We start from the raw sequence: 12,844 nt of genomic DNA on the forward strand, positions 1-12,844 counted from the left end.
GTCAACCGGGGGCGCCGTATCCCTGTTCATCACGCCTGCCGGATGCCAGGCCGCCGCGCCAGAACAGGTCAATGCGAAAGGGCCGCGCCGTGACCCCGCCGAACCCCGACGCCTCCAGCAGACCGGCCAGTTCCGGCACCGTGTAAACCCGCACCAGTTCCCGGTCGTTCAGCGAGACGAGCCGGGTAAAACCGGGCAGGCCGTTCGGCACATAATCTTGGAGGGTAAGGATGCCCCCGGGCCGCAACACACGCCACCACTCGCGGAGGGCAACCGCCGGGTCTTCGAGGTAGTGCAAGACGTTCAGGCAGGTCAGGGCGTCCACCGAGGCGTCCGGCAGCGCGAGGGCCTCGGCTGGGGAAGCGAGGAGAGTCACGCCCTGCCCGGCGAGGGTGCGCGCGGCTACCCCACGCATTCCCGTGCTGGGCTCGGCGCCGACGAGCCGCGCCTCCGGAAAGCGGACGCGGGCGAGCGCGAGCAGGATGCCCGTGCCGCAGCCCACATCGAGGAGGGTGCCGGACCCCAGGGGTGGCAGCGCGTCCAGCACCTCGTGGGCCGTTCGCCGGGCGTAGCGGCCCCAGAGACGGTCATAACTTGCGGCGAGACGGTCGTAAGCTCCCATCACCCCGAGGGTAACCCGGGGGAGGGTGACGACAGGGATCATGACGCCGAAAACAGGTTCGGCCTCCCGGCTGCGTGTGGCAAGGGAGGCCGAATCCTGAATCGCCCTCACTCCACCGGGTAGAAGAACACCGCCAGCCCCAGAATCGCGTACACGGCCAGCAGCAGCAGCCCTTCCAGCCAGTTCGTCTCCCCGTCCCGCACGACGCTGTTGGCGATGATCACGGCGCCAAAGATGGCGACGAGTTCCAGCGGCGTCACGACGAGGTTCATGGGCTGCCCGACGACCAGCCCCGCCAGCACCAGCAGCGGCGCGACGAGAAGGGCGACCTGCACCGTCGAGCCCAGGCTGATGGTCATGGAGAGGTCCATCTTGTTCCGCAGCGCGAACAGCACGGCGGCGGCATGTTCGGCCGCATTGCCGATGATGGGGATCAGGATCAGGCCGACGAAGAACTCGGTGAGGCCCAGGACGGCGGTGGCCTCCTCCAGCGTGCCGACCAGGAACTCGGACATGAAGGCGACGGCAATCGTGGCGGCGGCGAGCACGCCGATGGCCCGGGGCACGCTCCAGAGCGGGCCGTCGTGCTCGTCATGGGCGCCCTCGTCGTCGGCGGTCGAGAGGATGTCGCGGTGGCTGACCAGGGTGAAGTAGATGTACCCGGCGTACACCAGGATCAGGACGACGGCGGCGGCGTCGCTGAGGTTCACGTCGAGGGCCGCCACCCGTTCGGGGGCGATGGCCCGCGCCGCGAGGTCGAAGATGGTGGGGATCATCAGGGCGATCACGCTGATCACGAGCAGGCTGGCGACCGTCCCCGCCGACTTCAGGTTGAAGCGCTGCTCCTTGTACTTCAGGCCGCCCAACAGCACGGCCAGGCCCATCACCAGGAGCAGGTTCCCCAGGATCGAGCCGACGATGCTGGCCTTCACGACCTCCAGCTTGCCCGCCTGGAGGGCGAAAAAGGCGATGATCAGCTCGGTCGCGTTGCCGAAGGTGGCGTTCAGCAGACCGCCCACCGTGCTGCCCGCCCGAACGGCGAGCTGCTCGGTCGCCGTCCCCATGATGCCCGCCAGAGGCAGGATGGCAAGGGCAGCGCTGACGAACATCAGCGTCGGGCTGCCGTGCGTGACTTCCAGGAAGACCGCGATGGGCAGGAAGATCAGCAGGATATTGAGCCACTTCATGCCCGGCAGTGTAGCCGTAAGGTGAGGCGCGGCACCTTCACCCGCAATTCGGGGAGGCCCGCCGCAGGACACGAAGCCCCCGCTGTGCGTCTGTTAGCCTGCCCCAGGATGGCGACGGTCGCGGAAATGCGGGAGAGACTCAGGCGTCCGCTCGTGGCGGAACTCGCCTCGGGCTGCGTGAATCGGGTGGTGGCGGGCGGGCTGGAGCGGCTGCTGGCCTCCCCACTGGCCGGTCCCTTTCCACAGGTCCGGGAGGCGCTGAGCGGGTACGCGGGGCTGGACTCGGCCAGTCGGGAGGAGGCTCTGTACGCGGCGCTCGCGCTGCTGGACGGGCAGGAGAAGGCGGCGAAAGCCCCGCGCGCAGCCCCACCCATCAAGCCCGCCGTGCCCACCGCGGCCCCCGGCGAACGCCTCCCCATCGACGCCGAGGTGACGCGATTGGACACCGGGCCGGGTGGGGCACGCAAGCTCCAGTCGCTGGGCCTACGAACCGTGCGCGACGTGCTGCACGCCTACCCCCACCGCCACGAGGACCGCCGCGCCCTGCCCGATCTCTCCGAGGTCGAGGAGGGGCAGAAGGTGACGGTGGAGGGCACGGTCGTCGCCAAGTCGCGCCGCAAGCCCAAGCCGAACATGTTCATCCTGGAGGTGACGCTGGAGACCCCCTCGGGCGGGCGGGTCCGGGCGTCCTGGTTCAACCAGCCGTGGGTCGAGCGGCAGCTCAAGGAGGGCGCGCGGCTGGTGCTGACGGGCCGGGCGAAGAAGTTCGGGCGGAGCGTGCAGCTCGGCGTCGAGCACCTGGAGACGGTGGAGGATGCCAAGGACAGCCTGAGCACCGGGCGGATCGTGGGGGTATACGACTCCAAGGACGGCATCAGCCAGGAGTTCCTGCGCCGGGCGGCGTTCCGGTCCCTCCGGGCCGCCCCGCTGGACGACTACCTCCCCGCCCACTGGCGGCGGCAGTACGGGCTGACCGACCTGGGGGACGCGCTGTGGGGCATCCATCTCCCGCGCGACGAGGCGCAGCTGGAGCGGGCGATGCACCGCCTGCGCTTTGACGAGTACCTCTTCCTGGAATTGCGCGTGCTCCTTCAGGGCGAGGACGCCGTGCTCCTCGGCAAGCGGTTCCAGGCGACGGGCGAGGATATCAGCCGTTTCGAGTCAGCCCTCCCCTTCGCGTTCACGAATGCTCAGCGCCGCGTGCTGCTAGAGATCACGGACGACATGCGTTCGGAGCGGCAGATGGCGCGGCTGGTGCAGGGGGATGTGGGGAGCGGCAAGACGGCGGTGGCGGCGTGTGCGCTCTACCTCGCCGTGCGGGACGGGTATCAGGGGGCGCTCATGGCCCCGACCGAGATTCTGGCGCGGCAGCATTACGCGAACCTCGTCGGGTATCTGTCCCAACTGGATGTGCGGGTGGGCCTCCTGATCGGCGCGATGACGCCGAAGCAGAAGCTGGAGATGCAGACGCGCATCGCGGATGGGGATGTGGACGTGGTCGTGGGCACCCAGGCGCTCATTCAGGAGAACGTGCGCTTCGACAACCTGGGGCTGGCCGTGGTGGACGAGGAACACCGCTTCGGCGTGATGCAGCGGCGCAAGCTGCTTGCGGGCCGCCCGGACGTGCTGGTGATGTCAGCCACGCCCATTCCGCGCAGCCTCGCGCTGACCGCTTATGGCGATTTGGAACTCTCCATCATCGACGAGTTGCCGCCGGGCCGAACCCCGGTCGAGACGAAGCTCATCCAGGACACGCACCGTCAGCAGGCGTACGGCTTCGTGATGCGCCAGATTCGGGAGGGGCGGCAGGCGTACGTCGTCACCGCGCTCATCGAGGAGAACGAGAACCTGGAGCTGCTGGCCGCCACACAACTCGCCGACGACCTGAAAACCATCCTGCCCGAAGCGCGCATTGAGCTGCTGCACGGCAAGATGACGGCGGCCGAGAAGGAATACGTGATGGACCGCTTCCGGGCCCGGGAGTTCGACATTCTGGTCTCGACGACGGTGATCGAGGTCGGGGTGGACGTGCCCAACGCGACGGTCATGGTGATCGAGAACGCTGAGCGCTTCGGGCTCTCGCAGCTTCACCAGCTCCGGGGCCGGGTGGGACGTGGCAGCGCGCAGAGCTACTGCATCCTGATCGCGGGGGAGCACAGCAAAAAGACCCGACAGCGCCTCAAGATTATCGAGGGCTCGACGGACGGCTTCGTGATTGCGGAGGCGGACCTGAAACTGCGCGGTCCCGGCGAGATTCGCGGCACCCGGCAGAGCGGCATTCCCGACCTGCAGCTGGGCGACCTCGCCAGCGACGTGGAGATCATCGAGCGGGCGCGGGAACTTGCCAAACACATCCTCGCGCACGACCCGCGGCTGGAGCATCCCCGGCTCCAGTACCTGCGGGGCGAACTCCAGAACCGCAGCCAGAGCGTGGCCTTCCGCGAGGTGATCTGAGGCGGGGCGGCTTTCGGGGGTGGCACGGGAACTGCTCACCGCAGAACAGGCAGGGACAAGCGGGGACTCACCCGGGCCCGAACAGTCCCGCGACCGCAAGAGCCTCTCGCCGAGGGCTTAAGGTTACCCGTTCTTCCGGTGACGCGACCTTGACGTCATCGTCATAGTCCTGTGACAGGCCAGCCCGTACACTTCGGGCATCAGCGCAATCATAATATGCGGGCCGGGTGAAGCTCGCGCGCCGGGAGGCTGATCCGATGGGGTCAGCCTTACCTTCTTGAAGATCACCGCATTGTCTTCATTCACGCCGCACGGCCTGGGGGGCACTTCTATCCTGCCGGGATGACGCAGACCATGGGCGACAAGACCGTGCTGGTTACCGGCGCGACGAACGGCATCGGGCTGGTGACGGCGCGGGAGCTGGCGCGGCGGGGGGCGCGGGTGGTCATCGTGGGCCGCGACCCCGGGAAGACGGCCCGGGTGGCGCAGGAGGTCGGCGCGGCGGACGCCCTGATCGCCGACCTCTCCGAACTCGTGCAGGTGCGCCGGGTTGCCGCCGAATTCCGCGAGCGGATCGGAAGGCTGGACGTGCTCGTGAACAACGCGGGCGCCTACTACGCCCGGCGGCAGGAGACGCGGGGGGGGATTGAGATGACCTGGGCGCTCAATCACCTTGCGCCCTTCCTGCTGACGCGGGAATTGCTGCCGCTGCTGCACCAGGCCCAGGACCCCCGGGTGGTCACCGTCTCCTCGGACGCACACCGCTTCGGGCGGATTCGCTTCGACGACCCCGAGTTCCGCCGGGGGTACAGCGGATGGAGCGCCTATGCACAGAGCAAACTGGCGAACATCCTCTTCGCGCGGGAACTCGCCCGCCGCGAGCCGGGGGTCAGGAGCAACAGCCTGCATCCCGGTATGGTGAGAACCGGCTTCGGGCACAACAACGGCGGCGGAACTAGCCTGCTGTGGCGCCTCATCGACCGCTTCGCCATCAGCCCCGAGCAGGGGGCGCGGACCAGTATCTACCTCGCCAGCGAACCTGAGCTGAGTACGAGCGGGCGCTACTTCGTCCGGGAACGGGAGGTCAAACCCGCTCCGCGGGCGCTGGACGACGGGGCGGCGCAGCGGTTGTGGACGCTCAGCGAGGAGTACGTGGGGCGCTGATTACCAGACCGCGACGTGCCCGTCCGTTCGGCTCTCTGTCCCGCCTTCCAGCACGCCCGTCTCCGGGTTGCGCCAGATGATCTGGCCCCGGCCGAAGGAGCCGGAGTCGAGTTGCACGCGCACCTCATGCCCACGGGCGGCGAGGGCACGGGCGAGCCCGGCGCCGAGGGCGTGTTCGACCTCCACCCCCTTGCCGCTGAGCCACTGCCAGCGCGGGGCGTCGAGGGCCTGCTGGGGGTTCATGCCGTAGCGGACCGTGTTCAGCACGACCTGGAGGTGCCCCTGCGGCTGCATAAAGCCCCCCATCACCCCGAAGGGGCCCACCGGCGTGCCGTCTACGCGCGAGAGGAAGCCGGGGATGATGGTGTGGTAGGGCCGCTTCCCGGGCGCGAGGGCGTTGGGGTGCGCGGGGTCGAGGTGGAAGTTGTGCCCCCGGTTGTGCAGCGCGATGCCGGTGCCGGGCACCACCACGCCGGAGCCGAAGCCCATGTAGTTGCTCTGGATCAGGCTGACCATCCCCCCCTCGCCATCGGCGGCGGCGAGGTAGACGGTGCCCCCGGTACTCGGGGCGCGGGTGGCGGGATCGTGGGCCGTCTCGCCGAGGTAGGTGCGGTGGCTGGCGGTGTTGGCCTCGCCCAGCAGCCGCTCCACGTACACGGGCACATGGCGGGGATCACCCACATACGTGTGCGCGTCGTGGAAGCCGCGCTTCATCGCCTCGATCTGGAGGTGCAGCCCATCCGGGTCGTCGCGGCGGTCAGGCAGGTCCATCCCATTCAGGACATTGAGGGCGATCAGGGCGGCGATGCCCTGCCCGTTGGGCGGAATCTCGTGAACGAGGTGGTCGCCGTAACGGGCGTGGATGGGCTTGACCCATTCCGAACGGTGGGCGGCGAGGTCAGAGGCGCGGAGGAGGCCGCCGGTCGCGCGGGCGTGGGCGTCGATCCTCTCGGCGAGTTCGCCCTCGTAAAAGGCGGCGCCCCCCGTCTGGGCAATCAATTCCAGCGTGCGGGCGTGGTCCTCACTGCGCCACAGGGAGCCCGGTGCGGGCGTGAAGTTGTCCGGCGCGAAGACCCGGAACCATTCCTCCAGGACCTCTCGGTTCAGGCTCCGGTAGATGCCCCTGGCCCGCGCCCAGCCCGCCGCCAGGACGGGCGAGAGCGGGTAGCCCTCGCGGGCATAGCGGATGGCGGGCGCGAGCACGTCGGCGAAGGGCAGGCGGCCGAAGCGGACGTGGAGGTCGGCCCAGCCGCGCACCGCGCCGGGCACGGTGACGGGCGTCCAGCCGTGCCGGGGCATCTCGCCGCCGGGCAGGGCGTCCAGGGTCAGGGCGGCGGGTGCGGCACCGCTGGCATTCAGGCCGTGCAGCTCGCCTCCGGCCCACACCAGGGCGAACAGGTCGCCGCCGATGCCGTTACTCGTGGGCTCCACGACCGTCAGGGCGGCGGCGGTGGCGATGGCCGCGTCCACGGCATTGCCCCCGGCTTGCAGGATGCTCAGCCCGGCCTGGGCGGCGAGAGGCTGGCTGGTGGCAACCATTCCCCAGCGGGCGTACATGGGCCGCCGGACGGTCGGATACTCGGGGTTGAAGGTCACGGGAGACAGGCTAATACGAACGGTGGTCAGCGTGCCGTCAGGAAGAACCGTCCGACCTCGCGGATAAAGGCCTCGCGCCGTTCCAGCTCCTCAGGCGTGTAACGTTCGCGCAGCAGCCGGGCCTTGAAGTCCGCCACGCTCTCCCCTTCCGGGACGGGCCACGTTTCGAGCGGTATGCAGGCGACCCGCTGATCCTCGCCCCAGACCCAGGCCGGGTTGACGGGGAGTCCGGCGGCGTTCAAGGGCCAGGTGGCGTCCACAACCATGTCGCCCTGCGGGGCATGCACGACCAGATAGTTGTGAATGTCCACCACCGACCGCCCACCCGTCAGGGCCACGAGTTCGGGTGGGGCGCCGGGTGGCGGCACGATCTCCTGGGTGCAGGCGATGACGGTGCTGCGCAGGCCGCGCTCGGCGAGCAGGGCGGCGAGGAGTTCATGCTTGGTGCTGCACGTGCCGCGCCACTCGCGGGCGATTCCGGCCGGGTCATGGGTGCTTGCGCGGGCATAGGGCATGTCACGCACGAGGGCGAAGACTTCCGGGATGTCGGGAAGGGGCGCCGCCTCGTCACGCAGGCCCCGCCAGACGGCCCCGGCGTGCAGCAGCCGGGTCAGGAGCAGGTCGGCGGTCATGGGGGCAGGGTAGCAGGCGGGGAGGGCCGTTCCGGCTTTGAGTCGAGGGAACGCCGTCCACGTCACGCACGGAGGCGGGTCCGCAGATGCAGGAAGGTTTCGTCCTGCATCCCACCTGCTCGGAGATACCCCTCCACACTTCCGTACCGCCCTTGCAGGTGGCTTATGGTGGCGAGCATCGTCCCTGCTTCCGCAACCTGGAAGGTCTTCCAGCGGGCACGGGCCGCGTCATCCGGGGCGGCGGCCAGCTCCTCGGCGTAGTGCCGCCGCAGACATTCGTCCGTCAGCGCGAAGTCCGCGGTGATCACCTCCGGGGCGACGCCCGCCACGTGGAGGGCGAGGGCGATGACCACGCCCGTCCGGTCCTTGCCCGCGTGGCAATGGACGGCCACCCCGCCTGCCGGGGCGTCTGCGATGGCCCGCAGGGCGTTCACCACATGACGTGGATACCGCTCCAGCATGATCTGGTAGACCTCGAAGACCGTTTCGGCGGCCCGGACGAGTTCGCGCCCTTCTGTGTCCGCCTCGTCGAACAGGGGGACGTTCAGGTACTCGGGGGCAACCTTGAGGGGACTGGGGAACCGCTCGGCCTCCCAACCCGAGCGCAGGTCCACCACCCGCCGCACCCCCGCCTGGCGCAGGGCCATGACCCCGGCCTCCCCCAGGCGGTCGTGGTTGTCACTCCGAATCAGGGCGAGAGGGCGCAGGGTACGGCCATCGGTCGTGGGCAGTCCGCCGAGGTCGCGGGCGTTCTGGCACTGGCCCCAGGAGAGGCGGCGGGCGGCGAGGGACGTCATTCCCGGCAGTGTAAGCGAGGCGGGTGGCCCTCCGGCTCCTTCCCACGCAAACGCCCCGACCATCTCGGATCGGGGCGATGGGAGAACCAGCCTTACCTGGGTGGCTGCGCCAGCGCCGCTTCCAGGTCCGCCGGGGTGATGGGCCGGGCCTGGGCTCCGACCCGGGTGGCAGCGAGCGCCCCGGCGGCGTTGGCGGTGCGGGCCGCCTGGGCGAGCGGCTGGCCAGTCAGCACGGCGTGGGCGAAGGCGGCGGTGAAGGTGTCGCCCGCGCCGGTCGAGTCCACGACCTTGCCCTCGGGCCGGATGGGGTCGACAAGTTCGGTCTCGGTCGGGGTCCAGACGATGCTGCCCAGGCGCCCCACCTTCACGACCACCCGCCGTGCGCCCGCCTCGCCGAGCTGGGCGAGTGCCGTGCTGATACTCGTCGTGTTCGTGAGGGCCAGGAGTTCCTGCTGATTGAGGGTGAGGTAATCGGCGCCAATCACGTTCTCGATCAGGTCGGTGCCCACCTTGTTCACCGCGCCGGTCCCCAGGTCCACGAAGACGGGGACGGGTTTCTTGGCCTTCTGCGCGGCCTCGATGGCCCTCAGGGTGTACTCGCGCTGCGGCCCTTCCGTGAGGCTGTAGGCGCTGACGATCAGGGCATCGGCCCCCTCAATGTCCTTTTTCTTGAGCTTGGCGGGGTCGAGCTGGCGGTTGGCGGACCCGTCACTGATCATGGCGCGCGCGCCGTCGGGCGTCTGCATCACGGTGATCGTGCTCGTGAGGTGGTCGGGGTCGCGCTGGATGGCGGTCTGGACGACGCCGCTCTCGCGCACGCGGTCGAGCGCGTATTCGGCGAAGGGGTCGTTGCCCACGCGGGCGGCGAGCGTCACCGCGTGGCCCAGCCGGGCCAGGGTCACGCTGATGGTGCCGCCCGCCCCACCGGGCTCCATGGTGGCGCGCCTGGGGGCAACCTCCTCTCCGGGGGCGGGCAGGCGGTCAAGGTGATAGAGGTGATCGACGGTCACGTCACCGATAACGTAAAACTTCACGGGGAAACCTCCGGGCCAGCCTGGAACGGCCCTCAATGCACCGCGCTCCTCGGGGAGACGCGGGCGTCAGAACGGCAAACTGGCGTTTGAAACGCGGCTTTCAACGTACCACGCCGAGCCGCCGGGCAACGTCAAGCAGGTGTGAGAGGGGCACGTCCTCGGCCCGCACGTCGGGGCGCAGGCCCGCAGCCTCCAGCGCCCCGGCCACCGCCTCCCCCTGGAAGCCCGCCAGGCGCAGGTTGTTCCGCAGCGTCTTGCGGCGGTGGTGCAGGGCGGCCTCCACGAACTTCAGGAAGGCGGGGTCGGGGAGCGGCCGCGTGCGGTCGAAGTCCAGCCGCACCACGCTGCTCGTCACGTCGGGGGCGGGCAGGAAGGCGCCGCGGGGCACGTCACGCACGTGGCGAACGCTGCCGTGCAGGGCGGCCAGCGCGCTCAGGAAGCCGTAGTTGTCGTCGCCGGGGTGGGCCGCGAGCCGCTGCGCGACCTCCTTCTGCACGAGGACGGTCGCCGAGAGGACCCCCGGCGCCCCCATGAAGCGCGACAGCAGCACGCCGGTGATGTAGTACGGCAGGTTGGCGATCACGCGCGTACCCTCCGGGAGGGAGGCGTAGTCGAAGTCGAGGGCGTCGCCCCACACCACGTTCACGTCCAGTCCGGCGAGCGTCTCGACCAGGACGGGTTTGAGGCGCTCGTCCTTTTCCAGCGCGGTGACCTGGGCCCCCCGCGAGGCGATCTCGCGGGTCAGGACGCCCAGGCCTGGGCCGACCTCCAGCACCGGGACGCCGGGGGCCGCGCCGCCCGCCTCGGCGATGGCGCGGAGGATGTTCCCGTCGATCAGGAAGTTCTGCCCCAGGCTCTTGGTGGGCCTGAGCCCGTGGCGGGTCAGGAGGTAACGCACCCGGGCGGGCGAGTAGAGCGGCAGGTCGGCGGTCGGGGGGGTGGAGTCGGGTTGGGTCACGGGAGTCCTGTCGAGGCGGCCACGGATAGGGCTCCGCGCCGGGCGCGTCAGTATACTCCCCGCATGACGGACCCCGCCCGCCCCACCGAACCCCTCACCGCCGATCCGCCCCGGGACTGGACGGCGTTCGCCCGCGCGGGCGAGTGGCGGCGGGCCCTGGCGGCCGCGCGCCTTGCGGGGGCTCCCCCCGAGGTGGTGGCCGTGCTCGACGGGGCGGTCGGCGTGCAGGACGGCGTGCGGGCGCGGCGCTTTGCCCAGGCGCGGCGCAGTTGGGCCGCCACCCAGGAGGCGTTGGAGGCGGCGCGGGCTCGCGGTCTGACGGGCGAGGCGGCGCTGCTGAGTTCGCTCCTCTCGCCCGACGCGCTCACCCCGGCGCTGGAGGCCCTAGAGGGGCTGGGCAACGGGAGCGGCGGTGAGACAGAGCCGGGTACCTTGCGGGAGCGGCTGGTCCCGGTCCTCGCCCACCCCCTGACCCGCGCCGAGGCGCTGAACGCGGTCGGTGTGCTGCACGCGCTGCGCGAGGAGCCTCTTGAGGCCCGCGCCACTTTCGAGGAGGCGCTCACCGCCGACCCGGGCCACTACCGGGCGATCACGAACATCGGCAACCTGGAGCTGGAGTCGGGGCACCCGGCGGAGGCGGAGGCGCGTTACCGCGAGGTGCTGCGGCTGAACCCCGACTACGACGGGGCGCACCACAACCTCGGCGTGGCGCTGCGGCGGCAGGGCAAGGTGTACGAGTCGGTGGGCTCAATCCGCCGCGCCCAGCGCCTGAGCGTGAAGCGCTCGCAGGAGGACACACGCGAAGAGATGCGCGAGCAGTTCCGCACGAACGCCCGGCTGCGGACCCTGCGCTGGGTGCTGCTGGCGGCAGCGATTCTGGTGCTGTTCCTGATCGTGCGCGGGGCGGTGGGCTAGGGTGCCCGAACGTGTGTACTCGCCGGGGGGAGTGCGCGCCCTCGACGCGCGGCTGGAAGCGGCGGGCCTCCTCGACCTCGCCATGGAGGAGGCGGGCCGGGTGGTGGCGGACGCCGTTCACGGGCGCTTCCCCGGGCACCAGGTCTTGCTCCTCGCCGGGGGGGGCGCGAACGGCGGGGACGCCCTGGTGGCCGCGCGGCACCTCGCGGCGCTGGGACATGGGGTGGAAGTCCTCGCCGCTCCGGCCAAGCATCCCCTCACCCGGCTGAATCGGCGGCGGCTGGCGGCGTTCGGGGTGAGGCCTGGGCTGCTGACGCCGCAGGCTGTGACACGCGCTTCCCAGAACGCCGACGTGCTCGTGGACGGGTTGCTGGGGACCGGTTTCACCCCGCCGCTGCGCCCGGAACTGGCAGAGGTCGTGGGGGCGGTGAACGCGGCGCGGGCCGGGGGCGTCAAGGTCGTCGCCATCGACCTGCCGAGCGGTCTGGATGCGGCGCACGCGGATGCGCCGGAGGAGTTCATCCGCGCCGACCTGACCGTCACCCTGACCGGTCTCAAGACCGCGCTGCTGTTTGGTCCCGCCGCGCACCAGGCCGGAGAGGTCGTGCTGGCGCCGCTGCGGGTGCCCGCGGAGTGGCGGGCGGAAGAGGCCCTCGCCACCCGGCCCACCGACCAGGAGATCGGCGCGTTGCTACCGGTGCGCCATGCGGACGCCCACAAAGGCACGGCCGGGCGGGTGTGGGTGATCGGGGGGCATCCGGGCACGGTGGGCGCGGCGGCTCTGGCGGGGTTGGGGGCATTACGGGCGGGATCGGGCCTGGTGACCGTCCACTCGTCGGCCGAGGTACCCCTCGTCACGCCGGAACTCATGGTGCGGCGGCACGCGGATTTGGGTAGGGCGCTGGAGGAGGCGCGGGCGGATGGAGCGCCGGACGCCCTCTGTGTGGGGATGGGGATGGGGCCGGACGCCGCTCGTCTGGCGCGGCAGGTTCTCACCTGGAATATCCCCACAGTGCTCGACGCCGACGCCCTGCAATCCGAACTTGCCGGGGCCGGGCACGCCGCCTGTGTGTGGACGCCCCACCCCGGCGAGGCCGCGCGGCTGCTGGGGACGAGCACGGCGGAGGTAACGCGCGATCCTCTCACCGGCGCCCGCGCCCTGCAAGAACGCTTCGGGGGAGTATTCGTGCTCAAGGGCGGCCCCTCCGTGGTCGCACACGCGGGCGGCATGAGTGTCAGCCGGGGCGGGCATCCCGGTATGGCGAGCGCGGGCATGGGGGACACGCTCTCCGGGGTGATCGCCGCGCTGCTGGGACAGGGCCTTTCGGCTCCTGACGCCGCCGTGGCCGGTGTGCGGCTGCACGCGCGGGCGGGCGAGCGGGCGGGCGAGCAGCACGGCTATGGCCTGATCGCCACCGACGTGAGCGCGGAGTTGGGGGGGGCATGGCTCGACCTGCGGGGGATGGGGTAGGCTGAACCCCACAC

At 70.6% G+C, this 12,844-nt stretch carries 11 protein-coding genes; 4 read left to right on the plus strand and 7 right to left on the minus strand.

Annotated elements, in window-relative coordinates; all coding sequences use genetic code 11:
* Position 1 precedes the first annotated feature (1 nt).
* Both F784_RS0105430 and cax read right to left on the minus strand, forming a co-directional pair.
* Positions 2-622, minus strand: a complete 621-nt coding sequence (locus tag F784_RS0105430) for a class I SAM-dependent methyltransferase (protein WP_169405640.1) — start codon at positions 620-622, stop codon at positions 2-4.
* Positions 623-729: 107 nt separating this feature from the next.
* A complete protein-coding gene (cax, locus tag F784_RS0105435; RefSeq protein ID WP_019585700.1) occupies positions 730-1,809 on the minus strand; it encodes a calcium/proton exchanger in 1,080 nt (359 codons plus the stop codon).
* A gap of 108 nt (positions 1,810-1,917) precedes the next feature.
* On the opposite strand from cax, the gene recG reads away from it, so the two are divergent.
* Entirely contained in the window at positions 1,918-4,263 is a 2,346-nt protein-coding gene (recG, locus tag F784_RS0105440) for an ATP-dependent DNA helicase RecG (RefSeq protein WP_026332287.1), read from the plus strand.
* A gap of 342 nt (positions 4,264-4,605) precedes the next feature.
* Complete coding sequence (locus F784_RS0105445) at positions 4,606-5,427, plus strand: SDR family oxidoreductase (protein WP_019585702.1); 822 nt, start codon at positions 4,606-4,608, stop codon at positions 5,425-5,427.
* Here F784_RS0105445 and F784_RS0105450 read toward each other — a convergent pair whose 3' ends face one another.
* From F784_RS0105450 to rsmA, 5 genes are all read right to left on the minus strand, one after another.
* Positions 5,428-6,966 (minus strand): gamma-glutamyltransferase family protein, encoded by a 1,539-nt coding sequence (locus F784_RS0105450; protein WP_083939150.1) that lies wholly within the window; start codon positions 6,964-6,966, stop codon positions 5,428-5,430.
* Positions 6,967-7,049: 83 nt separating this feature from the next.
* Complete coding sequence (locus tag F784_RS0105455; RefSeq protein ID WP_019585704.1) at positions 7,050-7,655, minus strand: hypothetical protein; 606 nt, start codon at positions 7,653-7,655, stop codon at positions 7,050-7,052.
* 62 nt (positions 7,656-7,717) lie between these two features.
* Complete coding sequence (locus F784_RS0105460; RefSeq protein WP_019585705.1) at positions 7,718-8,452, minus strand: tyrosine-protein phosphatase; 735 nt, start codon at positions 8,450-8,452, stop codon at positions 7,718-7,720.
* A gap of 92 nt (positions 8,453-8,544) precedes the next feature.
* Positions 8,545-9,486: a carbohydrate kinase family protein gene (locus F784_RS0105465; RefSeq protein ID WP_019585706.1), complete on the minus strand. Its 942-nt coding sequence runs from the start codon at positions 9,484-9,486 to the stop codon at positions 8,545-8,547.
* A gap of 100 nt (positions 9,487-9,586) precedes the next feature.
* The gene (gene rsmA, locus F784_RS0105470) at positions 9,587-10,444 is read right to left on the minus strand and encodes a 16S rRNA (adenine(1518)-N(6)/adenine(1519)-N(6))-dimethyltransferase RsmA (RefSeq protein WP_019585707.1); all 858 of its coding nucleotides are present in this window, start codon (positions 10,442-10,444) and stop codon (positions 9,587-9,589) included.
* A 63-nt stretch (positions 10,445-10,507) separates the two neighbouring features.
* Here rsmA and F784_RS22365 point away from each other — a divergent pair, with 63 nt between their 5' ends.
* A complete protein-coding gene (locus F784_RS22365; protein WP_019585708.1) occupies positions 10,508-11,359 on the plus strand; it encodes a tetratricopeptide repeat protein in 852 nt (283 codons plus the stop codon).
* Position 11,360: 1 nt separating this feature from the next.
* Positions 11,361-12,830, plus strand: a complete 1,470-nt coding sequence (locus tag F784_RS0105485) for an NAD(P)H-hydrate dehydratase (protein WP_026332289.1) — start codon at positions 11,361-11,363, stop codon at positions 12,828-12,830.
* The last annotated feature ends 14 nt before the right edge of the window (positions 12,831-12,844 follow it).

It is taken from the genome of Deinococcus apachensis DSM 19763 (assembly GCF_000381345.1).
Taxonomy (GTDB): domain Bacteria; phylum Deinococcota; class Deinococci; order Deinococcales; family Deinococcaceae; genus Deinococcus; species Deinococcus apachensis.